This is a genomic window from Streptosporangium saharense (assembly GCF_014203715.1).
Classification (GTDB): domain Bacteria; phylum Actinomycetota; class Actinomycetes; order Streptosporangiales; family Streptosporangiaceae; genus Streptosporangium; species Streptosporangium saharense.
The window spans coordinates 314,921-339,391 of sequence record NZ_JACHJP010000006.1 but is presented as its reverse complement, the minus strand read 5'-3'; the positions used below and the strand labels follow the sequence as shown (position 1 = coordinate 339,391).

The following is a 24,471-nucleotide window of genomic DNA, read 5'->3' as shown; positions in this document are numbered from 1 at the left end:
CAACCGGAAGGTCGGCTACAAAGGTAAAGGCTTGTTATGGATAACGTTAGCCTGGTGGAGATCATGCGATCGGGGCATATAGCTCGACTGACCGTGGCGGCGGGCGTTCTGCTCGCCACCGGGGCCTGCGCGGCCCCGGGCGGTGTCGCGGGTGTCAGCACCCTCCCTCCGGCCGCCGAGGTCGCGGCCGCCGGTCCGGGGAGGGTCACGGCGACGATTCCCACGCCGTCCCCGACACCCGTCGCGCAGGCGAGCGTGACCCGGCCCGCGGGCGACGACCCGGTGCAGGTCCCGCCGCCGAAGCTGTCGAACTTCACCTACGTCTTCCCGGTGAAGGACTGCAGGGTGAGCTACGAGAGCAGGCTCCTCGTGCTGCCGAAGACCACGATCTGGACCGGCAAGGGGTGCTCGTTCATCTCCCCGGTGAACGGCGTCGTCGACGAGGTCAACGCCAAGAACCGGTGGAAGCCCTCGACCGACCGGGGCGCGGACCGGGAGGGCCGCTTCGTCACGGTCGTCGGCGACGACGGCGTGCGCTATCTCGGCGGCCACCTGGACAAGGTCACCCCCGGCATCAAGCCGGGCGTCAGGGTCTCCGCGGGTCAGGTCCTCGGCCAGGTCGGCAACTCGGGCAACGCCCGCTCGACCGCGAGCAACCTCTACTTCGCGATCTCCTGGAAGACCGACCACTCCCTCTGGTGGGTACGGCGCGGCATGGTCGAGCCCTGGGAGTATCTGGACGCCTGGCTGAACGGCAACCGCACGCTCTCCCCCGCCGAACGGACCCGGGCCGTGATGAGCCGGGTCGGCGTCTCCCCGAAGTGCTCGACCCTGTGCGCCTCCAAACCCGGCGCGCCGGACAAGCCGGAGAAGCCGTCCCCGACCCCGGAGGAGAAGATCCCCCTGGGCAACTGACCCGTGGAGGTCCACCCGGTCAGGAGGCGGGGCGGGGCTCGCCGTACCAGCGCCAGGAGGTGGGGCGGGGACGGCCGGGGAGGTCGGCGCGGCCGGTGGACCACAGGAGGGCGGGCAGCGGGGCGACGTCGGCGGGAGCGTCAGGGAACAGGCGGGCCAGGACCCGGGCGCACAGGTCGGCGGGCGGCTCCCAGGCGACCCCGAGCCCCTCGGCGACGTCGTGGGTGTGGACCAGGGTCTCCACCACGCCCATGGCGGCGAAACCCTCCGGGTCCGCGACCCCGAAGCCGTGGAAGGCGCGCGCCTGCGGTGAGGCGGTACGCACCACGACGGTCAGCAGTGCCCCGCACGCCTCCAGCACCCGCAGCAGCCCGGCGGGCCCGTGGCCCCGATCCGCGAAGATCACGTTCGCCGGTCCTCCCGGCCTCCGCCTGACCCAGGCGAACGGGACGTCGTCGTCCGCCGGAGGCGGCTCGGGACCGAGCTGGGCCGCGTAGGAGAACAGGTCGTCGGCGAGGTGCTCGACGGTCTCCCAGCAACTCCACTCCAGGGAGCCCGCCCTGACGTCCCAGTCGGCCGCGAGCGCCGGGCGCAGGGCGTCGACCGCCAGCCGTACGGCTCGCTGGACGTCGGCGGCGGTGACGGGTGCGGCGGGCGATCCGGATATCTGGGACATGCGGTGACACTACCAACGATCACTCACTTCTCTGGGCGTCCCGGACGCCGGGTACTGCGGCACACTCCCCCATTGACGCCGCCCCTCCCATCGATCGGGGTCGAACCGTTCCTCGGTGAACGGTCGCCGAGAATCACGACCCCGGCCTGGGGCTTTCGCGATGAGTATCGCCAGTCCTGACCTTTGACCTGGAATGACTGGGTTTTCCTAGAGTGTCACCTATATCAAGGCAGGAGGCACTTTTCATGCGAAAACCAGCGCTGGTTCCGGGACCCATCTCCCGCCCGGGCACGCCTCCGCCGCCGCGAACGCCACGCACCACCGGCCCGCGCGATCCGTGATCCAGGAAGGATCATCACCGCTCTCGCCGTCGGGCTCGCCCTGGGAGGCGACCGTCTGGGCGACGTCGCGTTCCCGGCCACAACCGTTCGGCCCCGTCGCCTCCCAGGCCGATCGACCGGCTCGCCAAACTCGAACCGCGCCCTCACATCCGCGCCGCCTGAGGCGCCGGGCCCGCGCCACTTCACTCAGCACCAGATCCATATAAATATCGCCTTTTCGGCTGCCCAAAAGTGACATCTTGACAGACAAGGCGCTTTTGCTACGTTCTCCAAACAAGAACAAAATATGGCGACTTTTGGGGAGCACGATCCAATGACGGTAAATTTCCCAATTTCTCGCACTTGCCCGTTTGCTCCCCCTGACGAGTACGAACGACTCCGCGAACAGGCTCCCCTCGTCAGAGCCAGGATCCCCCGGGGCGAAGTATGGCTGGTGACCCGGCACGCCGAGGCCCAGCAGGTGCTCAGCGACCACCACCGCGTCAGCACCGACCCCGCCTCCCCCGGCCACCCGATGCCCCTGATGCGGCCGGACGATCCCTCCGAGGAGGAGCTGGAGATCCGCAGGAGGTTCCAGGCCGGCCAGTTCATCGACATGGACCCGCCCGAGCACAGCCTCTACCGGCGCATGCTCATCCCCGAGTTCACCGTACGGCGGGTCAGGGAGATGCGCCCCGCCATCCAGGAGGCGACCGACCTCCTCATCGACGACATGATCAGGGCGGGCTCCCCGACCGACCTCGTGGACGCCTTCGGCTTCTCCCTGCCGTCCATGGTGACCTGCGCCCTCCTCGGCGTCCCCTACTCGGACCGCGACTTCTTCCGGGCCAGGACCCGCAAGATGATGGACACCGGCGTCGGCTCCTCCGAGGAGGGCATCGCCGCCGCCATCGAGGTCTGGTACTACCTCGACAAGCTGATCACCGTGGCGGAGCGCGAGCCCGGCGACGACCTCATCGGACGCCTGGTCACCGCGCGGCGGGAGACCGGGGAACTGACCCACGACGCCCTGGTCGGCATGGTCTTCCTGCTGCTCATCGCGGGACACGAGACCACGGCGAACATGATCCCGCTGGGCGTGCACGCCCTGCTGCGCCACCCCGACCAGCTCGACGCCCTGCGCGCCGACCCCGAAGGCTGGCCGCTGGCCGTCGAGGAGTTGCTGCGCTACCACTCGATCGTGGACTGGGTGGGGTTCGACCGGGTCGCGACCCAGGACATGGAGGTCGGGGGCCAGGCCGTACGGGCGGGAGAGGGGTTCTTCGTGCTCGGCGCGTCGGCGAACCGCGACCCCCGCGTCTTCGACGACCCCGACACCCTCGACATCCGCCGGGGCGCCCGCAACCACCTGGCCTTCGGCTACGGCGTCCACCAGTGCCTCGGCCAGAACCTCGCCCGCGCCGAACTGGAGATCGCCTACCGCACCCTCTTCGAGCGCCTGCCCACCCTGCGCGTCCTCGGGGAGGACGACGAACTGCCGTTCAACTACGACGGTGTGGTCTTCGGCACCCGCGCTCTCCCCGTGGCCTGGTCGCTGTGAATAGCCACATGCCCTTTACGAAGTAAGTCCGATTTTGTCAGCAGGGAGACGCGGCGTAGAGGTCGGTCGCCTTCGTGGTGATCCGGGTGGCGGCGGTGGTCCAGGGGGTGCCGAGGGGGTTGAGGGTGAGGATGACCATGATCTTCCGGTCGTTGGCGCAGAGGGTGCCGCTGGTGTGCATCGCGGGGCTGGCCAGGTCGGCGTCCGCCGTACGGGCCGACGGGCCGCTCCTGGCCGCCGCCGAGCACCGTGGCTCCTCCTCGAAGGCGGACCAGCCCTGTTTGACGGCCCAGGGGCCGGGGACGGCGGCGGGGATGCCGAAGTACTGGTCCCAGCCGTCGGCGGCGCACCGGGTCGCCTGGCGCAGGTGGCCCATGACGAGGTCGCGGAAGGACGGGTGGGCGCTCTCCAGGATGTAGCGGTAGACCTTCACCACGTCGGCGGCGCTGATCTCGGTGTAGCCCCACATCCCCGGATTCGCGGGCGGCACGGTGTCGGTCAGATCGATCTTGGTCACCATCCGGTCCACGATCGCTCCCCAGCCGCCGCGCACCCACAGGGTGCTCGCGGCGGTGTCGTCACTCGATCGCAGCATGGCCCGCAGCAACTGGGCGTCGGCGGGCGGCACCGCCGTACCCGGGCCGAGGGTTTCGAGGTAGTCGAGGGCGATGAGCAGTTTCACCAGCGAGGCGGAGCGGAACCTCCTGTGCTCGTCCGCGCGCACGGAGGCGCCGGTGACGCGGTCGTAGACCATGTAGGCGGTCGAGCGCTCGGGCGGCAGCGGCGGGCAGGGCGCGAGGCGGGTGTCGTCGGGGTCGAGCGAGGTGTTCAGGTGCGAGGCGGGCACGAAGCCGTAGCCGTGCCGTTCGGGGGCGCTGACCACCCGGTCGCCCTGGGTGTAGTACCAGACGTCGTTGCCACCGGCGTGCCGCTGGCCGCGCGTCCAGCACAGGAACCAGCTCTGGGTGGTGTCCAGGACCCCGACCCGGGGTGACGAGCCGTCGGGGGTCGCGTGGACCGGGGCGCCCGCCTGGTTGCCGCAGACCGAGTCCTCGGTGAACGTGTTCGGGAAGATCCCGCCGCCGTGGCTGACACCCGTACGGTGCTGACACACCTGGGCCTGCGCCACAGGCACGGGTAACAGGATCAAGACGATGACGACGAGCAGCCCGCTGAGAACGCGCATGATCTCCCCCATTGATCGAAAGGCCCCCGGCGTGGTCCACGTAATCACGATCAATGCACCGGAACAATCATTGATCCAGCCATAAACCGCAGGTTTCCTGACATATCCCGGCGCGTGAGCCACGGCGCCCGACCAGCTAAGACATCAAGAAAAAACGCGAAACACCCCTTTTGGACTTTTCATGAATTTCATCGGACTTTGTGGTGTTTGCCGGTCGGGTAGGTAGCCGGTGAACCCGGCCCCGAACAGGAGATCCTCATGGCCCTGCACAAGGTCACCCGCGGGGAGGCCACCCTCCACGACGACGCGTACACCACGCCGCTGAGCGAGCGGCCGCTGCCGAAGTACCGCCTGCCCGACTCCCCCGCCGACCCGCGCGCGGTCTACGACCTCGTCAGCTCCGAGCTGCTGCTCGACGGCAACGCCGCGCAGAACCTGGCGACGTTCTGCACCACCTGGAGCGACGAGGAGACCCATCGCCTGATGGACCTCTGCCTCGGCAAGAACATGATCGACAAGGACGAGTACCCGCAGACGGCCGCGATCGAGTCCCGGTGCGTGCACATGCTGGCCGACCTGTGGAACTCCCCCGAGGGCGCGGGCACGATGGGCTGCTCGACGACCGGTTCGAGCGAGGCGGCGATGCTCGGCGGGCTGGCGCTCAAGTGGAGGTGGCGCCGTCGCCGCCAGGAGGACGGCAAGCCGACCGACCGCCCCAACCTGGTCTGCGGCCCGGTACAGGTCTGCTGGGAGAAGTTCGCCCGCTACTTCGACGTCGAGCTGCGGCAGGTGCCGCTCGAACGCGACGCGACCGGGCTGCGCCCGCACCAGCTACGCGACTACGTGGACGAGAACACCATCGGCGTCGTGGCGATCCTGGGCGTCACCTACACCTGCGACTTCGAGCCGGTCGCCGACCTCGCCGAGGAGCTGGACGCGATCCACGCCGAGACGGGCCTGGACGTGCCGATCCACGTGGACGCGGCCAGTGGCGGGTTCGTCGCCCCGTTCGTCCAGCCCGACCTGCTGTGGGACTTCCGGCTCGAACGGGTCGCCTCCATCAACACCTCCGGCCACAAGTACGGCCTGGCACCGCTCGGTGTGGGATGGGTCGTGTGGCGCTCGGCCGACCTGCTGCCGAAGGACCTGATCTTCGACGTCAGCTATCTGGGCGGGGAGATGCCGACGTTCGCCCTCAACTTCTCCCGCCCTGGCGGCGAGATCGTCGCCCAGTACTACACGATGCTGCGGCTCGGGCGTGAGGGCTACCGCAGGGTCCAGCAGGCGTGCCTGGACACCGCGCGGTCCCTGGCGGACCAGATCGCCAAGATGGGGCCGTTCGAGCTGCTCTACGACGGCGAGGGCGCCCTTCCCGCGGTCTCCTACACCCTGGCCGACCCCGACCCCGGCTTCACGCTCTACGACCTGTCGGAGCAGCTACGGACCAGGGGCTGGCAGGTGCCGTCCTACCCGCTGCCGCCCGACCGGCAGGAGACGGTCGTCCAGCGGGTGCTGATCAGGCACGGCATCGGCCGCGACGAGGCGGCCCTGCTCGCCGAGGACATCCGGCGCTGCCTCGACCGGCTCCACCGGGGTGGCGGCGCCGAGCCGAGGCCCGGGTTCCACCACTGACGGGCGGTGGGGCTCAGCCGCCGGACAGCCGCCGGTGCCAGGTGAGCGCGGAGGTGTCGGTGAGCGAGGCGATCTGGTCGACGACCACCCGCAGCCGCCCGGCGTCGGTCTCCGCCCTGGTGAAGGCGGGCCGCAGCGCGGGCTCCAGGGTGAGGGGCGCGCCGAGCATGATCAGGTGGGCGAGGTCGTGGATGAGCTCCCGCTGCCTGGCCTGGTTGGCGCTGTGCGCGTCGCTGGTCATCACGTAGTGCGCGGTCAGCCCCTTCAGCAGGGCGCATTCGAGCCGGGTGCGCCGGGGGACGACCAGGCTGGCGCCGTGCCGCCCGGCGGCCTCGCCGTACGCCTCGCGGGTGGCCTCCTGGGCGGCGCGGCACAGGTGACCGATCAGCGCGCTGGTGAGGGCCTTGGTCGCGACGAGGTCGGTGAGCGTGCCGTCGAAGTGGCGGGGCCACAGCGGCCTGGCGAACAGGTGGCCGAGGACCTCCTCAAGCTCGGCGGGCTCGGCGTCGGGGGCGTACCACGCGCGGGTGGTCGCGCAGATCCCGCCGCGTTCTGCCGGGTCGCGCAGCACCTGCGGCATGACGGCGCCGGAGTGCAGGGCGTCCTCAAGGTCGTGCACCGAGTAGGCGACGTCGTCGGCCCAGTCCATGATCTGGGCCTCGAAGCTGACGCTCCCCTCAGGGGCGCCCTGCCTGATCCACGCGAAGACCGCCAGGTCGTCGTCGTAGGCGCCGTACTTGGGGCTCTTCTCCCTGGTCCAGGGATACTTGGTCGCCGCGTCCAGGCAGGCCCTGGTGAGGTTGAGACCCGCGCTGCGGCCGTCCTCGGTGAGGACCTTGGCCTCAAGGCGGGTCAGCAGGCGCAGGCTCTGCGCGTTCCCCTCGAACCCGCCGCACCCGGCGGCCAGGGTGTTGAGGGCGGTCTCCCCGTTGTGCCCGAACGGCGGATGCCCGAGGTCGTGGGCCAGGCAGGCGGTCTCGACCAGGTCGGGGTCCCTGCGCAGGGACTGGCCCATCTCCCTGCCGATCTGCGCGCACTCCAGGGAGTGGGTCAGCCGGGTGCGCGGGATGTGCTGTCCGCTGCCGATCGTCTCGGCCGGGCCGACCACCTGGGTCTTAGCGGCGAGCCTGCGCAGCCCCGCGCTGTGCAGCACCCGCGCCCGGTCGCGCTCGAACGGGCCTCGTTCCGGGTTGCCGGGCGGTTCCGGCACCCATCTCGCCTGGTCATGCTCGTCGTATGCGTGCATAAGTTCAGTGATTTTATCCAGGAAAGAGGCCACCCATGCGGAACGTCATGGAAACACCTGGTGACTCCTGGAAAGCCCGGCCCCTCCTCGCGGGGAGGAGAGGCCGGGACACATGATCTGTCAGCGGGTGTCCGACTCCGCGCTCGTCAGCGCCGCGCGGCCCGCCTCAAGACGGGCGACGGGGATGCGGAACGGCGAGCAGGACACGTAGTCGAGCCCGGCCTGGTGGCAGAAGTGGATGGAGTCCGGGTCGCCGCCGTGCTCGCCGCAGATGCCGAGCTTGAGGTCGGGCCTGGTCGCGCGGCCCTCCTCCGCGGCGATCCGCACGAGCCTGCCGACGCCGTCGCGGTCCAGCGACTCGAACGGCGAGACGCCGAAGACGCCCAGCTCCAGATACTTGGAGAAGAACGCGGCCTCCACGTCGTCCCGGGAGAATCCCCAGGTCATCTGGGTCAGGTCGTTGGTGCCGAAGGAGAAGAACTCCGCGGCCTCGGCGATCTGTCCCGCGGTCAGCGCCGCCCTCGGCACCTCGATCATGGTGCCGACCAGCGCCTCGACGCCGACGTCGGCCAGGATGCGCTGGGCCTCGTCCTTGACGTACTCCAGCTCCTGGACCGCCCCGACCAGCGGGATCATGATCTCGGCACGGGCGCCCTCGACGGCCTTCGCGGCCTCGGCGATCGCCCTGACCTGCATGGCGAACAGGCCGGGGATGACCAGGCCGAGCCGTACACCGCGCAGGCCGAGCATGGGGTTCTGCTCGTGCAGGCGCTTGACGGCGGCCAGCACCCTGCGGTCCTTCTCCTCGGCCCGGTCCCCCGCGAGGGCGACCTTGACCGACAGCTCGGTGTAGTCGGGCAGGAACTCGTGCAGCGGCGGGTCGATCAGCCGGATCGTGACGGGCAGGCCCGCCATCGCCTGGAAGATCTCCACGAAGTCGGCCTTCTGCAGCGGTTCGAGGGCGGCCAGCGCCTGGTCGCGCTCCTCCTTCGAGGAGGCCAGGACGAGGTCCTCGACGAGCTGCCTGCGGTCACCGAGGAACATGTGCTCGGTACGGCACAGCCCGATGCCCTCGGCGCCGAACCTGCGGGCGCGGGCGGCGTCCTCGGCGTTGTCGGCGTTGGCCCGCACCTTCAGCCGCCTGGTGGCGTCGGCGTGGGTCATGATGCGGTGCACGGCCCTGACCAGCTCGTCGTCCTGGTCGGTCGCGCCCTCGAAGTACTCGACGACGGGGGAGGGGACGACGGGCACCTCGCCGAGGTAGACCGCGCCGCTCGAACCGTCGATGGAGATGACGTCCCCCTCGGAGACCACGACGCCGCCGGGGGCGGTGAACCTGCGCTCCTTGGTCGAGACCTCCAGCTCCTCGGCTCCGCACACGCAGGTCTTGCCCATGCCCCTGGCGACGACCGCCGCGTGGGAGGTCTTGCCGCCTCGGCTGGTCAGCACGCCCTGGGCGGCGATCATGCCCGCCAGGTCGTCGGGGTTGGTCTCGCGGCGGACCAGGATGACGTCCTCCCCCGCGGCGGCCAGCTCGACGGCCCGCTCCGAGGAGAAGACGGCCTTGCCGACGGCGGCGCCGGGCGAGGCGTTCATACCGGTGGTGATCTTGTTGGTCTTCGCGTCGCCGTCGAAGCGGGGGAACATGAGCTGGGCGAGCTGGGCGCCGCTCACCCGGGTCACGGCCTCGTCGAGGTCGATCAGGCCCTGGTCGGCGAGCTGTACGGCGATGCGGAAGGCGGCGCCGGCGGTCCGCTTGCCCACCCGGGTCTGGAGCATCCACAGCTTGCCGCGCTCGACCGTGAACTCGATGTCGCACAGGTCGCGGTAGTGGTTCTCCAGCGTCTCCATGATCTTCATCAGCTCGTCGTAGACGGGCTTGTCGAGGCGCTCAAGGTCCTGCAGCGGCATCGTGTTGCGGATGCCCGCGACCACGTCCTCGCCCTGGGCGTTCTGCAGGTAGTCGCCGTAGACACCCTGGTGGCCGCTGCCGGGGTCACGGGTGAAGGCCACGCCGGTGCCCGAGTCCATGCCGCAGTTGCCGAACACCATGGAGCAGACGTTGACGGCCGTGCCCAGGTCGGCGGGGATGCGCTCCTGGCGGCGGTAGAGGATGGCGCGCGGGGCGTTCCACGACTCGAAGACCGCCATGACGGCCATGCGCATCTGGTCGTGGGGGTCGGCGGGGAAGTCCTGACCGGTCTGCTCGCGGACGATGCCCTTGTACGTCTCGACCAGGCGCTGGAAGTCGGCCGCCTCAAGCTCCAGGTCGTCGCGGCCGTGCTTGAGCTCCTCAAGGGCCTCGTCGAACAGCTCGCCGTCGATGCCCTGGACGGTCTTGCCGAACATCTGGATGAGACGGCGGTAGGAGTCCCAGGCGAAGCGCTCGTTGCCCCCGGCCTGCTTGACGAGGCCGTGCACGGACTGGTCGTTGAGCCCGATGTTCAGGACGGTCTCCATCATTCCCGGCATGGAGAACTTGGCACCGGAGCGCACGCTGACCAGTAGGGGGTCGTCGGCCTGGCCGAGGCGCCTGCCCATCCGTCCCTCCAGCGCCGTCAGGTGCCGGGAGATCTCCTCGTCCAGCCCCTCGGGGAGCCCGCCGTCCTCAAGGAAACGGCGGCACGCGTCGGTGGTGATGGTGAAGCCGGGAGGCACCGGCAACCCGAGATTGGTCATCTCGGCCAGGTTGGCCCCCTTACCGCCGAGCAGATCCTTGAGATCTTTGTTGCCCTCGGTGAAGTCGTAAACGTACTTGGGCACGGTTGCTCCTTCTGCGACTTCAAATGACGTGTGGTTCCGCCTTGCTTGGACTCTACCGATGCAGAAGAAGACGAAACGCCACCCACCCCGCGAAAGGGTGTTTGCCCAGCTAGAAGGGTACGTAGCGGTCTAATCCAATTTAAATGAGCCGCAAAGCCGCAGTGATATGGACCACCCCAAGAATTGGTATAAACCAATTGGTATAAACCAATTGTCTCAGCATTCAAACGCGTTCACGGAGGGTTCAACCCATGCTGTATGGGGTATAGGCCGCATCCGATGTAACGCGCGTCACATCCGCACCGGGAGTCCCACCGGGTCCCGATTGCCGGGGAAGCCGGGTGATCTCCTGGCCCGCCCCGGCTTCGCGTGGGATTGTCACCTTTGTGATGAGTAGTGGCGAAGCGAGGAACGACCACCCCTGGGCCAGACCGGACAGCCGCGAGGAGGAGAGGGAGACGGCCAGGCCGCCGTGGGAGGCGGGACGCCCCGGTTGGGCGGCCCCCGCCGGGGAACCGGCCGATCCCCCGAAGCGGGCGCGCCGTACGAGAAAGGTGGTCGTCGGGGTTCTGGCGGGGACGCTCGTCCTGGCCGCCCTGGTCACCGGCGCGGTGGTCCTCGTGCCGCGCCTGGCGTGGCGTCCCGGGACCGAGGTCCCCGCGCCGCCCTCCTCAGGGCCCGCCTCCGCCGAGCGGTCACAGGAGCCGGGCGCCGTCACCTACATCGACGACGTACGGCTCGGCAGCTGCGTGAACGAGGTCTCCGACAGCACGACCTCCGACAAGAACAGCGGGATCCTGCCCCTGGTGAGCTGTTCGGCCCCGCACGACGGCGAGGTGCTGGCGCGCTTCCTGCTGCCCCCGGGCATCTGGCCCGGCGAGGCGAGGATGCGGGCGCTGGCCACGCGGGGCTGCCGGGCACGGCTTGGACCGCTCTTCGAACGCAGCCCCGTCAAAAAGCGCCTGGCCGTGCTGGCCTTCGTCCCGCTGCGGGAGGAGTGGCCCGACGACCGGCTCGTGATCTGCGTCGCCGTACACCGGGGAGTGACTCCCCTGGTCGGGCCCGTCGTCCCCGACGGCGCGGGGTCCGCGGGACCGGAGGGTACGGCCCCCGCGCCCGTCGCCGGGGCGGGGGCCTGACGGGTCAGTCGTTGAGGTGCTGGCGGAGGTAGGAGTCGACCTTGTCGAGGGCCACGCGCTCCTGGGTCATCGAGTCGCGCTCGCGGATGGTCACCGCGTGGTCCTCAAGGGTGTCGAAGTCGACGGTGACGCAGAACGGCGTGCCGATCTCGTCCTGGCGGCGGTAGCGGCGGCCGATGGCGCCCGCGTCGTCGAACTCGACGTTCCAGCGGCGGCGGAGCTGGGCGGCCAGGTCCTTCGCCTTCGGCGACAGGTCGGCGTTGCGCGACAGCGGGAGCACCGCGACCTTGACCGGCGCCAGGCGGTGGTCGAGCCGCATGACCGTGCGCTTCTCCATGACGCCCTTGGCGTTGGGCGCCTCGTCCTCGGTGTAGGCGTCGATCAGGAAGGTGAGCGTGGCGCGGTCGACACCGGCGGCGGGCTCGATCACGTAGGGGACGTAGCGCTCGCCGGTCTCCTGCTCGAAGAAGCTCAGGTCGGTGCCGGAGGCCTTGCCGTGGGCCGTCAGGTCGAAGTCGGTGCGGTTGGCGACGCCCTCAAGCTCGCCCCACTCACCACCGGTGAAGTTGAAGCGGTACTCGATGTCCACGGTCCGCTTGGAGTAGTGGGAGAGCTTCTCCTTCGGGTGCTCGTACAGGCGCAGGTTCTCCGGGGTGATGCCCAGGTCGGTGTACCAGCGGAAGCGCTCGTCGATCCAGTACTGGTGCCACTCCTCGTCGCTGCCCGGCTTGACGAAGAACTCCATCTCCATCTGCTCGAACTCGCGGGTGCGGAAGATGAAGTTGCCCGGGGTGATCTCGTTGCGGAACGACTTGCCGATCTGGCCGATGCCGAACGGGATCTTCCTGCGCGCCGACTGCTGCACGTTGAGGTAGTTGATGAAGATGCCCTGCGCGGTCTCCGGGCGCAGGTAGGCCAGGCCGGACTCGTCCTCGACGGCGCCAAGATAGGTCTTCAGCAGACCGCTGAACTGCTTGGGCTGGGTGAAGGCGCCCTTGTTGCCGCAGTTGGGGCAGGTGATGTCGGCCAGGCCCTCGGCGGGCTGCCTGCCGTGCTTGTCGGCGTAGGCCTCTTCGAGGTGGTCGGCCCGGTAGCGCTTGTGGCACGACTGGCACTCGGTCAGCGGGTCGGTGAAGGTCTCCACGTGGCCGCTGGCCTGCCACACCTCGCGGGCGAGGATCACGCAGGAGTCAAGGCCCACGACGTCGTCACGGCCCTGCACCATGGTCTTCCACCACTGCCGCTTCACGTTGTTCTTGAGCTCCACCCCCAGTGGGCCGTAGTCCCAGGAGGCCCGGAGGCCACCGTAGATCTCGCTGGAGGGGTAGACGAGCCCACGTCGCTTGGCGAGGCTGACGATGGTGTCCATGATGTCCGTACGGCGTGCCATAAGGGAAAATCTCCATCCGGCTGGAGGTCGGCGAGGAATTGGTCGAGTCCCCAGCTTAGGGGAGCCGCACCGGCGCGAGACGCGCATTACCCGCGCGCCGCCGTACGGCGGAGCCACCTAGGGGCGCTCGGCGTCCTCGAAGGCGCTGGGCTCGTTGAGCATCAGGGGCATCAGGGGATACAGCGCCATCCTGGCCGCGCCGAGGGCGCGCCGGTAGAACCCGGCCCCCTCCCACTCGCTGACCAGCGCCCACAGCTCGGGCTCGTCCACCGACCTGACCACCCGCCCGCGCACGTATCCGGGCTGTCCCGCCAGGGTGTCGACGATGTCGTGCGCCTGGACGAGGAACTCCCCGGTACGGCCTGCGGGCACCGAGTAGCGGATGAGAGCGAGCATCCGCCCAGCATGCCAGAGCCCGTCCCCCGCCCGCGTACCGGTGCGGGAGCTGCCGCCGGGAGGGTCTCGGCGTTAGGCTCGGGCCGTGGCCGAAAAACGCCGTGAGCGCCCCGCACACCCGATGGCCAGGCCCCGCCCCACCCGGGGCGCGGCGCGAGGCCCCCGCCCCCTGCCGCCCGGTGAGCAGTTCTTCACGCCCGGGGCCACGGGCCTGCGGCGCAGGGTCGAGCAGCGCAGCGCGGCCCCGCTCGTCTTCCTCTTCCAGCTGCCCCGCTGGATCCTGCCGGTCGCCCTGGTCGTGCTGCTGCTCGCCGGGTTCGCCGTGCCGTCCTTCCTCGGTGGCCTCGCGGTGCTGCCGGTGGTCGGGTTCGTCGGCTGGCTGGCCTACATGTCGTGGCCCTCGCTCGGCGTCAAGGGCCGCATCCTGCGCGTCGCCCTGCTCACCTTCCTGCTTCTGCTCGTCGCCGACAGATTCGGGGCGTTCTAGACGATTTTGACAACCATTTTCATTTACGCGCATACTGGTGAGCATGATGTCCGGCTCCTCCCGACGTATGCACGTACGCACAGCACGTCTGCTCACCGCCCTGACCGCCGTCCTCACCGTCACCACCGCCTGCGGCTCCGGCCAGGCAGGCCCGGCCCCAGGAACCGGAGCACAGGGAGGCAGAACCGACATCACCGCGGCCATGTATCCCCTGCAGTGGCTCGCCGAGCGGATCGGCGGCCCCGACACCGCCGTCACCGCCCTGACCAAGCCCGGGGTCGAGCCGCACGACCTCGAACTGTCCCCCGTCCAGATCGCCGGCATCGAGCGGACCGGCCTGGTCGTCTACGTCAAGGGCGTGCAGCCCGCGGTCGACGAGGCCGTAGAACAGCACGCGGCCGACCGGGGCTTCGACGCCGCGGCGCTGGTCAAGACCCTTCCCCTCTCGGACGACGGCGAGGAGGACGAGGAGGGCCACGCCCACGACACCTCCTACGACCCGCACGTCTGGCTCGACCCCACCCGGATGGCCACGATCGCGACGAAGCTCGGCGACAGGCTCGCCGAGGCGGACCCGGCCCACGCCAAGGGCTACCGCGACCGCGCCGCCGCGACCGTCGCCGACCTCACCACCCTGGACGGCGAGATGTCACGGGGCCTGAGCACCTGCTCGTCGAGGGCGATCGTCACCAGTCACGCCGCGTTCGGCTACCTCGCCGACCGCTACAAACTCCGCCAGATCGGGATCACCGGCCTCGACCCGGAGGCCGAACCCTCCCCCGCCCGCCTCGCCGAAGTAGCGAATGTGGCCAAGCAGGAGAAAGTGACTACGATTTTCAGCGAGACCCTCGTCAGCCCGAAGGTCGCCGAGGTCCTCTCCAGGGAGATCGGTGCCAGGACCGCCGTCCTGGACCCGGTCGAAAGCCAGCCGGCGAACGGCGACTACCTGTCCGCCATGCGCCAGAACCTCAGTGCGCTCAAAACGGCGCTCGGCTGCTCGTAAAGGCGACATGTGACATCCATCGAAACGGTTTTCAGCATGAGCGGCGGCCAGGTCAGCCTGGACCGCCGCCCGGTGCTCCGGGGCGTCGACCTGACCATCGGGGCCGGTGAGGTGGTGGCCGTGCTCGGTGCGAACGGGTCGGGCAAGTCCACCCTCATCCGCGCCCTGCTCGGCCTCATCCCGCTGTCCGGCGGCACCACCCTGCTGTACGGCTCACCGCCCGCCAGGTTCAGGCAGTGGTGGCGGATCGGGTACGTGCCGCAGCGGCTCTCGGTCGGCGGCGGCGTGCCCACGACCATCCGCGAGGTCGTCGCCTCCGGCAGGATCGCCAGGCAGCGGCGCCTGCGCCTGACCAGCGCCGCCGACAGGGAGGCCACGTCGAGGGCGCTGGAGGCCGTCGGCATGGCCGACAGGGCGGGCGACCCGGTCCAGGCGCTGTCCGGCGGGCAGCAGCAGCGGGTGCTCATCGCCCGCGCCCTGGCGGGCGAACCCGACACCTTCGTCATGGACGAGCCGACGGCGGGCGTGGACGCCCAGAGCCAGCAGTTGCTCGCCGACACCCTGACCTCCCTGGTCTCCCAGGGCAAAACGGTCCTGCTGGTCGCCCACGAGCTCGGCCCGCTCGAACCGCTGATCACCCGGGCCGTCGTGCTCAGGAACGGCTTCGTGTGCCACGACGGCGCGCCGCCCCACGCGGTCGGCGCCCACGCGCTGCCCGGCCACGACCACGTCCACCCCCACGCGGCGGACAAGCCGCTCAGCCCGCTCGACTGGAGACCAACGCCGTGATCGACCTCCTGCAGTTCGAGTTCATGCAGCGGGCGCTGATCGCCGCGCTGCTGGTCGGCCTCGCCGCCCCGGCCATCGGCACCTTCATCGTGCAGCGCAGGCTCGCCCTGCTCGGTGACGGCATCGGGCACGTCGCGCTCACCGGCGTCGCGCTCGGCTTCCTGACCGGGACCGCCCCCGTGCTGACCGCGGTCGTGGTCTCGGTGCTCGGGGCCGTGGCCATCGAACTGGTCCGCGAGCGCGGCAGGACGGGCGGCGACGTGGCGCTCGCCCTGCTGTTCTACGGCGGCATCGCCGGGGGTGTGCTGCTCATCTCGCTCGCCCCCGGCGGCAGCAACTCCAGCCTGCTGTACTACCTGTTCGGCTCGATCAGCAGCGTCAGCGTCGAGGACGTCTGGGTGATCGCCCTGCTCGCGGTCGCGGTCCTGTTCGTCGTCGTCTTCTTCGGTCGCGAGCTGTACGTGCTCTGCCAGGACGAGGAGGTCGCGAAGACGTCCGGTCTTCCGGTGCGTTTCCTGAGCCTGCTGATCGCCGTGACCGCCGCGCTGACCGTGGTCATCGCGATGCGCGTGGTCGGACTTCTGCTGGTCAGCGCGCTGATGGTGGTCCCGGTCGCGACCAGTCAGCAACTCACCCGGGGCTTCAGGAGCACGATGCTGTTGGCCATGGTCTTCGGGATGATCGCCACGGTCAGCGGGCTGACTTCCTCCTTCTACGTCAAGGTGCCATCGGGCGCCATCATTGTTGTCATAGCGCTCGGAGGGTTCGTCCTGGCCCTCGGGCTCGGTAGATTCGTACGCCGAAGCCGACCACAGGAGTCCAGCCCATGAGCAGCAGACGCGATGCCGTCCATGACGTCCTCCGCCACAGCGAGGGCTTCCGAAGCGCGCAGGACGTCTATGCCGAGATGCGCGCCGAGGGCGCCAAGATAGGCCTGACCACCGTCTACCGGGCGTTGCAGGCCCTGGCCGACAGCGGCCACGTCGACATGCTCAGGACCGACGACGGGGAGTCGGTCTACCGTGCCTGCGCCAGCGGAGACCACCACCACCACCTCGTCTGCCGCCGCTGCGGCAGGACCGTCGAGGTCGCCGGGCCCGCCGTCGAGCGCTGGGCCGAGGCCGTCGGGGCCGAGCACGGCTTCACGGACGTCACGCACACGGTCGAGGTCTTCGGCACCTGCGCCTCCTGCTCGGCCGCCGCCAGGACGCACGCCGCAGCGAGCCACTCCTCCTGACCCACCCACGACGTGGGAGACGTAGCGTGAAAGGCCCCTCACACCCGCGACACGGGGGATAATCGTCCGGTACGGCGAGCCGCCGGGCGCGCCTCCCCCCGCCGAAACCGCCATTTTCAGGAGTCAACATGCCATTCGGACATGACATGGTGCACTCACTCGCGACCGTGGTCGACCTCATCAACACCTCCCCCGCGACCGGAGGCCCCGACCGGCTGACCGACCTGCGGGAGCTCGGTGAGTTCGTGGACCGCCACCAGGTCAGCGGCGTCGGCGAGCTCGGCACGGCCGACCTGAACCAGGTGCGCGCGGTCCGCGACGCCTTCCACAAGGTCTTCACCGCCCCCGACCAGGCGACGGCGGTCATCCGGCTGAACACGCTGCTGAGCGGGACCCGCATCACCCCCCGCCTGACCGAGCACGACGGCCACCCCCTGCACGTCCACTACTTCGCCCCCGGGGCCTCCGTCGGCGAGCACCTGTCGGCCGACCTGGGCGTCGCGCTGGCCCACCTGCTCGTCGAGGGCGAGTGGGAACGGCTGCGCACCTGCTCCGCCCCCGACTGCGACAACGTCTTCGTGGACGAGTCACGCAACCGCTCCCGGGTCTACTGCGACAGCCGTACGTGCGGGAACCGGATGCATGTGGCGGCTTATCGGGCCCGTCGGCGAGCCTAGCCCTGCTTATTTGCGGCGCCTTCGGCGCCGCGGGGCTTAGGCGCCTCAGGCCAACGCTTTCCCTCGTCGCTCATCCGCTTCGCTCCTTCGCTCCTCAGTCCAAGCGTCGGCGCGCCCAAGCCGGAAACTCCTCACGCACGGCACCGGTACCCCTAGAACCAAAACCCTTCACTCCCAGCACCTGAGGGCCGGGCCAGGCTCTTCACGCTGGGGACCGAAAGCGCCTAGAGGTGCTTAGCGGACTTTGGCGAAGAAGGTTTGGAGGTCGGTGGCCAGGTTGGCTGGTTGGTCCATGGCGATGAAGTGATGGCCGGAGGGGTTGTTCTCGGGCCAGTGGAGGATGGCGTTGTGGCGTTCGGCCAGGCGGCGGATACCGGGTGGGCCGCTGTAGACGCCGGTCGGCACGGCGGTCTGGCCCTCCGGCCAGTCGAAGCCGATGCTCTCGTAGTACGGCCAGGCCGAGCTGCCGAAGGTTGCGGTGAACCAGTACAGGCTCACGTTGGTCAGCAGCAGGTCCCGGTCGATCACCTCCTCCAACGGCCTGCCCGAGGCGTTGAACTCGTGGAACTTCTGCGTCATCCAGGCCAGCGCCGCGACCGGTGAGTCGTGCCATCCGTAGGCGAAGGTCTGTGGCGCCGCGCGCAGCAGCGCGTGGTGGTCGACGCCGTTCATCCAGTCCTGTCCCTGGAGCCAGGCGAAGGCCGCCCGCTCCTCCTCGGTCATCTCCGGCAGGTCCTTCTCCGTGGGGAAACCGAGACCGCCGATGACGTAGACACCGGCCACGTGGTCCGGCGCGGCCCTGGCGACCTCGGGCGCGACGTAGGCCCCGAAGTCCCCGCCCTGCGTGCCGTACCGCTCGTAGCCGAGGCGGCGCATCAGCTCCACCCAGGTCCGCGCCACGCGCGCCGCGTTCCAGCCGGTCCCGCGTGGCGGCGCGGAGAACCCGAAGCCCGGCACGGAGGGGACGACGACGTGGAAGGCCCCCGCGGGGTCGCCGCCGTGCGCGCGGGGGTCGGTGAGGTGGCCGATGAGCCGGGTGAACTCCGCGAACGTGTTCGGCCAGCCGTGGGTGAGGACGAGCGGCAGGGCGTCGGGCTCGGCTGAGCGTACGTGCAGGAAGTGGATCTCCTGGCCGTCGATCTCGGTCATGAACTGCGGGAACCCGTTCAGGCGCGCCTCGTGCCCGCGCCAGTCGTATCCGTCGCGCCAGTAGGCGGCCAGTTCCCTGAGGTAGGTGACGGGAACCCCACGGGTCCATCCCTCGCCGGGCAGCGGCCGGGGCCACCGGGTGCGGTCGAGGCGGTCGTTCAGGTCGTCCAGGTCGGCCTGGGCGATGTCGATCCGGAAGGGGCGGATCTCGGTGTTCATGCTTCTCCCGACGGGTCGTGGCAACGGGAACAACGTTAGGAGCCATGTAGGTCGGGATCTGTCCTACATGGTCGGGCATGCTGGCTGTCATGAGTGACACGTCCGCACGGCTGCTCGAACTGCTGTCGTTGCTCCAGACGCCCCGCGACTGGCCGGGCAGTGAGCTGGCCGAGCGTCTCGGCGTCAGCCCCCGGACCGTCCGCCGCGACGTCGACCGCCTGCGCGAGCTGGGATATCCGGTCCAGGCGACGATGGGCGCGGCCGGCGGTTACCGGCTCGCCGCGGGTACGGCCATGCCGCCGCTGCTGGTCGACGACGAGGAGGCGGTGGCCATCGCCGTCGGCCTGCGCACCGCGGCCTCGCATCCGGTGGACGGCATCGAGGAGGCGTCCGTACGGGCCCTGGCCAAGCTGGAGCAGGTGCTGCCCGCCCGGCTGCGGCACCGGGTCGGCGCGCTCGCCGCCGCGACCGTGCCGATGCGCACCGTGGACGGGCCGCCCGTCGATCCGCAGACCCTGGTGGTGCTCGCCGGGGCCGTCGCCAACCGTGAGCGGCTGCGTTTCGCCTACCGGGCCGCCGACGGCACGGAGACCAGGCGCCTGACCGAGCCGTACCGCCTGGTGACGGCCGGACGCCGGTGGTACCTGCTGGCCTACGACAACGACCGCGACGACTGGCGGAACTTCCGCGTCGACCGGATCGGCGATCCGCTGGCGACCGGCGTACGGGTCCCGGCCCGGGTGCCGCCGGAACAGGACGTGGCCGCGTTCGTCACCGGCAGGCTGTACTCGTCCGCGCCCACGTACGAGGTGGTGGCTACCCTGGGCCTTCCCGCCGAGGAGGTGGCGCGCCGGCTCGGCGGCGCGGGGGGCGTCGAGCCGATCGACGAGCGTAGCTGCCTCCTGCGGGGACCGGCCGACACCCTGGAGTGGACCGCCGCGCGCCTGCTCATGCTCGGCTGCGAGTTCGAGGTGCGCGAGCCGCCGGAGCTGGTCGCGTATCTACGTGCCCTGGGCGCCCGCGCCACCCGCGCCGCCCAGGCTTCCGACCGGAGAAGCACTCTCCGTAATTACCTATTGACTGAGTAGGAAATAAAGGTAGGTTTGCCTGTGGCGTTTCCCTGAGGAATGACAGGAGATCTCATGAGCGTCACCGACGAGCTTCTCGCCAACGCGGAGCGTTATGCCGCGACCTTCGACAAGGGCCACCTACCGCTGCCCCCGGCGCGCGGGGTCGCCGTGCTGGCCTGCATGGACGCCCGGCTGAACCCGTACGGCCTGCTGGGTCTCACCGAGGGCGACGCGCACGTCATCCGCAACGCGGGCGGGGTGGTGACCGCCGACGAGCGGCGCAGCCTGGCCATCAGCCAGCGCCTGCTCGGCACGCGGGAGATCATCCTCATCCACCACACCGACTGCGGAATGCTCACCTTCACCGACGACGAGTTCAAGCGGCAGATCCAGGCGGAGGTCGGTGCCAAGCCCGACTGGGCGGCCGAGGCCTTCCCCGACCTGGAGGAGGACGTCCTGCAGTCCATCAGCCGCATCAGGAACGACCCCTTCATCCCGCACACCGACTCGGTCCGCGGCTTCATCTACGAGGTCGAGACGGGACGGCTGCGCGAGGTCAAGGCCTGAAAGCCGGTCCGGTACGGCTCCCGCGCAGGCCTCAGGGGAGTGGGGTCCGCGCGACGGGGTTGGGCACGGCCCCGCCGTACCGTCTGTCGCGCTTGGCGAACAGCTCGCAGGCCTCCCAGAGGTCGCGGCGGTCGAAGTCGGGCCACAGGCGGTTCAGGAACACCATCTCCGCGTAGGCCATCTGCCAGATCAGGTAGTTGGAGGTGCGCTGCTCGCCGGAGGAGCGCACGAACAGATCGACGTCGGGGATGTCCGGCTCGTCGAGATATCTGGCGAAGGTCTCTTCCTTGACCTTGCCCGGCTTGACCCTGCCCGCGGCGATGTCCTCGGCCAGGCGCAGCGCGGCGTCCACGATCTCGGCGCGGCCGCCGTAGTTGACGCAGAACTGCAGGGTCAGTCTGGAGTTGCCCTCGGTCATCCGCTCGGCGTCCTGCAGCTCCTTGATGACGCTCTTCCAGAGCCGTCCGGGACGGCCCGCCCAGCGCACCCGCACCCCCATCGCGTTGAGCTCGTCCCTGCGGCGGCGGATGACGTCGCGGTTGAAGCCCATCAGGAAGCGGATCTCGTCCGGCGAGCGCTTCCAGTTCTCCGTGGAGAAGGCGTAGGCGGACAGGTAGGGGACGCCCAGCTCGATCGCGCCCTCGATCACGTCGAACAGCGAGGACTCACCGGCCTTGTGTCCCTCGGTGCGCGGCAGACCGCGCTGCTTGGCCCACCTGCCGTTGCCGTCCATCACGATCGCCACGTGCCGGGGCACGAGGTCGCGGGGAATGGGCGGCGGGGTCGCTCCTGACGGATGGGGCGTCGGGGGACGGACGTTCACGTGGCGAGCTCCCTTTCTGCGCGCTCCCGTTCCACATGACGGAGCGAGCGTATGCCGTGTTCGAGGTGCCATTGGAGGTAGGCGGCGACCAGGCCGCTGCACTCGGCGCGGTGCCTGCTCTCCGAGGCGTCCGCGCTCGGCCAGTCGCCCTTGAGCAGGGCGACCATCAGCGCGATGGTCTCCCCGGCCGGTACGGCGGCGCCCGCGGGACGGCAGGTCCCGCACACCACTCCCCCCGCCACGATCGCGAACGCCCTGACCGAGGGCGCCCTGCACCGGGCGCACGCCTCCAGGGCCGGAGCGTAGCCCGCCACGGCCAGCGAGCGCAGGAAGTAGGCGTCGAGCACGAGCCTGGCCTCGTGCTCGCCCGAGCCCAGCGTGCGCAGCCCCCCGACCAGCAGCAGGAAGTGCCGCAGGGCCGGTTCCTTCTCGCCCATGATCAGCCGGTCCGCGGTCTCCAGCATCGCGCTGCCGGCCGTGTAGCGCGGGTAGTCGGTCACGAGGGCCTCGCCGTACGGGCGGATGGTCTCCGCCTGGGTGATCACGTCGAGGGTGCGGCCGGTGTGGAGCTGGAGATCCACGTGGGTGAAGGGTTCGAGGCGGGCGCCGAAGCGCGACATGGTCCGCCGCACGCCCTTGGCGACGCCCCGGATCTTTCCGGTCCGCCTGGTCAGGACGGTGACGATGCGATCGGCCTCGCCCAGTTTGTGCGTGCGCAGCACGATGCCCTCGTCACGGTACAGGGTCACCGGATCAGTCTAGATGGCACGGCGCCATGCCGGTCCAATCATGATCAACGGGAACGGAAGGATCACGAGTGCGTGTTGTTCACCTAAAACTCATTAAACTTTGGCCCCTGGCGAGTTCCCCATGCCATGTTTCACCCCATCCCTGCACGAAAGGGTGCCATGCCCCGCGTGGTCCTGCTGGGTTCATCACCTGGCACTTCAACCGCTTTCGGCCAGCCGACGCCGCCCGCCGCGCTGACCCTGCCCGTGCTCCCCGGCTCCCCCACGGTGATCGGCAAACTGCACGGCCAGATCGCCTCCCTCGATCCCGCTCCGGTGACGATCGTCCGCTCCGGCGAGGCCGAGGCCCACCGGGGTCTCCCCGGCCGTCTCGTGGAGACCGCCGATCTCGCGGGCGCCCTGCGCGCCGTCGCGGACGCGGTCGAGGACGCGACGGAGAACCTGCTCCTCCTGCCCGCGAACTCGCTGGTCCACGACGAGCTGCTCTACCAGATCACCAAGTCGAAGCGCGGCGCGCTCGCGCTGATCACCAAGGAGCCCCGCGAGGAGGACGAGAACGGCGACTTCATCGTCCCCGACGTCCCGATCGACGAGGCGCTGCCGGAGATCGGCGACCGCACCCTCGAAGGCCTGCCGGTCAGGGTGCGGGCGAGCAAGTCCCGGGTGATCTCGGTCGGCTCCGCCTTCCACGCGGTGACCCGCCCGAACTCCGTCCTGCTGGGCCCGCTGCACCTGCACCACAAGCACGCGGCCACCCTGGCCGAGGCCGCCCGCGAGCTCGCGGACATGGCCCACCTGTTCGGCCCCGAGGACGACCTGGTCCAGCTCCTGGTCCTCGGTCTGGTACGGCGTGGCGTCTCGGTCGGCATCCGGGGCAGGCGCGACCTGTTCTTCCGCCGCCTGAACACCCAGGAGGAGGCCGCGCAGGCGGTCGCCGAGATGGCGGAGTTCAACGAGGACAGGGCCCGGCTGAACAACGCGGTCAAGGGCGCCGACGGCTTCTTCACCACCTACTTCGTCAGCACCTACTCGCGCTTCATCGCCCGCTGGGCGGCCAGGCGGGGGCTCACCCCGAACCAGGTCACGCTGATCTCGATCGCGCTCGGCGTCGCCTCGGCGGCCTGCTTCGCGACCGGCGCGCGGCCCGGCATGGTGGCGGGTGCCATCCTGATCTACTTCGCGTTCGTGTTCGACTGCGTGGACGGCCAGGTCGCGCGCTACGCGCGCAAGTTCGGCGTGCTCGGCGCCTGGCTCGACGCCACCTTCGACCGGTTCAAGGAGTACGTGGTCTTCGCCGGGCTCGCGGTCGGCGCGGCCATCTCCGGGGTCGGCGACGTGTGGACGCTGGCGCTGACCGCGATCGCCCTGCAGTCCGTCAAGCACCTGCTCGACTTCTCCTTCGGCGCCGCCAACCGGCGCAGGCCGCCCTCGCCGCTGCCCTCGGTCTCGCTGGCGACCAGCCCCGACACCGAGCTGCGCGCGGCGCTGGAGCAGCGCAAGATCGCCCGCAGCGGCGGCATCCGCGGCCTGCTGAGGATGTGGAGCAAGGCCGGCAGGAACAGGGCCGTCTACTGGGCCCGCAAGATGGTCGTCTTCCCGATCGGCGAGCGCTTCGCCGCCATCGCGCTCGTCAGCGCCTTCTTCGACGCCAGGGTCACCTTCATCACCCTGATCATCTGGGGCGGCGTCGCCACCGCCTACACGCTCACCGGACGCCTGATGAGGTCGCTCGCATGATCACCCAGCCGCAGACAACCCCCGCTCCCGACCCCTACCTGGAGCGGCTGCGCGTCCAGACCGCCCGGCTGCTCGCCTACCGCGACGACGGCCCGCTCGTCTCCGCGCTGCGCGGCAGGATCGGGCCCGGGCTGCCCCCGGTGCTCGGGGCGCTCGCCGCGCTGGTGGTGATCGTCGCGGTCGCGGTCGCCGGGGTGCTGACCCAGGGGCCGATCCTGCTCCTGCCCTCCCTGGTCATGCTGGTCCTGGTGCTGCCGACGGCCGCCCGCGACCACCTGGGCAAGCTCGACTGGCTGGTTCCCCCGCTGATCAGGGCGACCGAGTTCCTGACGATCATCCTGGTCGGCCTGGCCGCGGACGTGCCCAAGTGGCTGCTGTTCGTGCTGCTCTACGTGGTCGGCTACCACACCTACGACACGGTCTACCGGACGCGGCAGAGCATCTGGCCGCCCGACTGGGTGTTCAGGGCCGGGCTCGGCTGGGAGCTGCGGCTGCTGGCCATCGGGGCCGGTGCCGCGTTCGGCGTGGCCACCTGGGTGGTCGCCGCGCTCACGCTGTACCTCGGGGTGCTGTTCGCCGTCGAGAGCGTGACGAGCTGGGTGCGGCTGGACAAGGCCTCGGCGCTGGCCCAGGCCTCCGACGACCTGGAGGCCTCCCCCGAGGAGGCCCTTGAGCAGGCGACGGGCGAGGCCGAGCCCGCCTGAGTCCGATCTTCCACGGGGGCCGCGACGCGCGTCGCG

General features: G+C 70.0%; 23 protein-coding genes. 14 read left to right on the top strand and 9 right to left on the bottom strand.

All coding sequences use genetic code 11. The features are described 5' to 3' along the window. Positions 1–63 precede the first annotated feature (63 nt). Positions 64–915 carry a M23 family metallopeptidase gene (locus tag FHS44_RS27110; RefSeq protein WP_184719775.1) on the top strand — a complete coding sequence of 284 codons (852 nt, stop codon included), beginning with the start codon at positions 64–66 and terminating at the stop codon, positions 913–915. A gap of 19 nt (positions 916–934) precedes the next feature. Here FHS44_RS27110 and FHS44_RS27105 read toward each other — a convergent pair whose 3' ends face one another. Continuing rightward, positions 935–1,591, bottom strand: a complete 657-nt coding sequence (locus FHS44_RS27105; RefSeq protein ID WP_184719604.1) for a hypothetical protein — start codon at positions 1,589–1,591, stop codon at positions 935–937. 774 nt (positions 1,592–2,365) lie between these two features. Here FHS44_RS27105 and FHS44_RS27100 point away from each other — a divergent pair. Then, positions 2,366–3,472 carry a cytochrome P450 gene (locus FHS44_RS27100; protein WP_312863830.1) on the top strand — a complete coding sequence of 369 codons (1,107 nt, stop codon included), beginning with the start codon at positions 2,366–2,368 and terminating at the stop codon, positions 3,470–3,472. A 37-nt stretch (positions 3,473–3,509) separates the two neighbouring features. Here the strand turns inward: FHS44_RS27100 and FHS44_RS27095 are convergent, their stop codons facing one another. Further along, positions 3,510–4,658 (bottom strand): serine hydrolase family protein, encoded by a 1,149-nt coding sequence (locus tag FHS44_RS27095; RefSeq protein ID WP_184719600.1) that lies wholly within the window; start codon positions 4,656–4,658, stop codon positions 3,510–3,512. 258 nt (positions 4,659–4,916) lie between these two features. Between FHS44_RS27095 and gad the strand changes: the two genes are divergently transcribed. Next, on the top strand, positions 4,917–6,290 hold the full coding sequence (gene gad / locus FHS44_RS27090) for a glutamate decarboxylase (protein ID WP_184719598.1): 1,374 nt from the start codon (positions 4,917–4,919) through the stop codon (positions 6,288–6,290). A 13-nt stretch (positions 6,291–6,303) separates the two neighbouring features. Here gad and FHS44_RS27085 read toward each other — a convergent pair whose 3' ends face one another. Further along, a complete protein-coding gene (locus tag FHS44_RS27085; RefSeq protein ID WP_184719596.1) occupies positions 6,304–7,536 on the bottom strand; it encodes a deoxyguanosinetriphosphate triphosphohydrolase in 1,233 nt (410 codons plus the stop codon). A 120-nt stretch (positions 7,537–7,656) separates the two neighbouring features. Next, positions 7,657–10,299 carry a pyruvate, phosphate dikinase gene (gene ppdK, locus FHS44_RS27080; protein ID WP_184719594.1) on the bottom strand — a complete coding sequence of 881 codons (2,643 nt, stop codon included), beginning with the start codon at positions 10,297–10,299 and terminating at the stop codon, positions 7,657–7,659. Between the two features lie 389 nt (positions 10,300–10,688). Between ppdK and FHS44_RS27075 the strand changes: the two genes are divergently transcribed. Next, entirely contained in the window at positions 10,689–11,438 is a 750-nt protein-coding gene (locus FHS44_RS27075) for a hypothetical protein (RefSeq protein ID WP_184719592.1), read from the top strand. Positions 11,439–11,442: 4 nt separating this feature from the next. Here the strand turns inward: FHS44_RS27075 and FHS44_RS27070 are convergent, their stop codons facing one another. Beyond that, positions 11,443–12,828, bottom strand: a complete 1,386-nt coding sequence (locus FHS44_RS27070) for a glycine--tRNA ligase (protein ID WP_184719590.1) — start codon at positions 12,826–12,828, stop codon at positions 11,443–11,445. A gap of 117 nt (positions 12,829–12,945) precedes the next feature. Next, positions 12,946–13,224, bottom strand: a complete 279-nt coding sequence (locus FHS44_RS27065; RefSeq protein ID WP_184719588.1) for an antibiotic biosynthesis monooxygenase family protein — start codon at positions 13,222–13,224, stop codon at positions 12,946–12,948. Between the two features lie 85 nt (positions 13,225–13,309). Here FHS44_RS27065 and FHS44_RS27060 point away from each other — a divergent pair, with 85 nt between their 5' ends. The 6 genes from FHS44_RS27060 to FHS44_RS27035 all read left to right on the top strand — a co-directional run bounded on the left by FHS44_RS27060 (position 13,310) and on the right by FHS44_RS27035 (position 17,417). Continuing rightward, complete coding sequence (locus FHS44_RS27060) at positions 13,310–13,711, top strand: DUF6703 family protein (RefSeq protein WP_312863829.1); 402 nt, start codon at positions 13,310–13,312, stop codon at positions 13,709–13,711. Between the two features lie 67 nt (positions 13,712–13,778). Continuing rightward, positions 13,779–14,714, top strand: coding sequence for a metal ABC transporter substrate-binding protein (locus FHS44_RS27055; RefSeq protein ID WP_184719586.1), 936 nt, complete (start codon positions 13,779–13,781; stop codon positions 14,712–14,714). A 36-nt stretch (positions 14,715–14,750) separates the two neighbouring features. Further along, positions 14,751–15,503, top strand: coding sequence for a metal ABC transporter ATP-binding protein (locus FHS44_RS27050; RefSeq protein ID WP_184719584.1), 753 nt, complete (start codon positions 14,751–14,753; stop codon positions 15,501–15,503). Continuing rightward, positions 15,500–16,333, top strand: a complete 834-nt coding sequence (locus tag FHS44_RS27045) for a metal ABC transporter permease (protein WP_184719582.1) — start codon at positions 15,500–15,502, stop codon at positions 16,331–16,333. Before FHS44_RS27050 ends, FHS44_RS27045 begins: the two co-directional genes overlap by 4 nt. After that, positions 16,330–16,740 carry a Fur family transcriptional regulator gene (locus FHS44_RS27040; protein WP_184719580.1) on the top strand — a complete coding sequence of 137 codons (411 nt, stop codon included), beginning with the start codon at positions 16,330–16,332 and terminating at the stop codon, positions 16,738–16,740. The genes FHS44_RS27045 and FHS44_RS27040 overlap by 4 nt, the downstream gene beginning before the upstream one ends. A 128-nt stretch (positions 16,741–16,868) precedes the next feature. Next, positions 16,869–17,417, top strand: a complete 549-nt coding sequence (locus FHS44_RS27035) for a CGNR zinc finger domain-containing protein (protein WP_184719578.1) — start codon at positions 16,869–16,871, stop codon at positions 17,415–17,417. Positions 17,418–17,651: 234 nt separating this feature from the next. Here FHS44_RS27035 and FHS44_RS27030 read toward each other — a convergent pair whose 3' ends face one another. After that, the gene (locus tag FHS44_RS27030; RefSeq protein WP_184719576.1) at positions 17,652–18,785 is read right to left on the bottom strand and encodes an epoxide hydrolase family protein; all 1,134 of its coding nucleotides are present in this window, start codon (positions 18,783–18,785) and stop codon (positions 17,652–17,654) included. A gap of 89 nt (positions 18,786–18,874) precedes the next feature. On the opposite strand from FHS44_RS27030, the gene FHS44_RS27025 reads away from it, so the two are divergent. Continuing rightward, positions 18,875–19,873, top strand: a complete 999-nt coding sequence (locus tag FHS44_RS27025; protein ID WP_184719575.1) for a helix-turn-helix transcriptional regulator — start codon at positions 18,875–18,877, stop codon at positions 19,871–19,873. Between the two features lie 54 nt (positions 19,874–19,927). Beyond that, positions 19,928–20,422, top strand: coding sequence for a beta-class carbonic anhydrase (locus tag FHS44_RS27020; protein ID WP_184719573.1), 495 nt, complete (start codon positions 19,928–19,930; stop codon positions 20,420–20,422). Between the two features lie 31 nt (positions 20,423–20,453). Here the strand turns inward: FHS44_RS27020 and FHS44_RS27015 are convergent, their stop codons facing one another. Together FHS44_RS27015 and recO are read right to left on the bottom strand one after the other, a co-directional pair. Continuing rightward, positions 20,454–21,245, bottom strand: coding sequence for an isoprenyl transferase (locus FHS44_RS27015; protein WP_184719571.1), 792 nt, complete (start codon positions 21,243–21,245; stop codon positions 20,454–20,456). Beyond that, complete coding sequence (gene recO, locus FHS44_RS27010) at positions 21,242–21,994, bottom strand: DNA repair protein RecO (RefSeq protein ID WP_184719569.1); 753 nt, start codon at positions 21,992–21,994, stop codon at positions 21,242–21,244. The genes FHS44_RS27015 and recO overlap by 4 nt, the downstream gene beginning before the upstream one ends. A 159-nt stretch (positions 21,995–22,153) precedes the next feature. Here recO and FHS44_RS41925 point away from each other — a divergent pair, with 159 nt between their 5' ends. Continuing rightward, positions 22,154–23,731: a CDP-alcohol phosphatidyltransferase family protein gene (locus tag FHS44_RS41925; RefSeq protein WP_184719567.1), complete on the top strand. Its 1,578-nt coding sequence runs from the start codon at positions 22,154–22,156 to the stop codon at positions 23,729–23,731. Beyond that, on the top strand, positions 23,728–24,435 hold the full coding sequence (locus FHS44_RS41920; protein ID WP_184719565.1) for a DUF5941 domain-containing protein: 708 nt from the start codon (positions 23,728–23,730) through the stop codon (positions 24,433–24,435). The genes FHS44_RS41925 and FHS44_RS41920 overlap by 4 nt, the downstream gene beginning before the upstream one ends. Positions 24,436–24,471 lie beyond the last annotated feature (36 nt).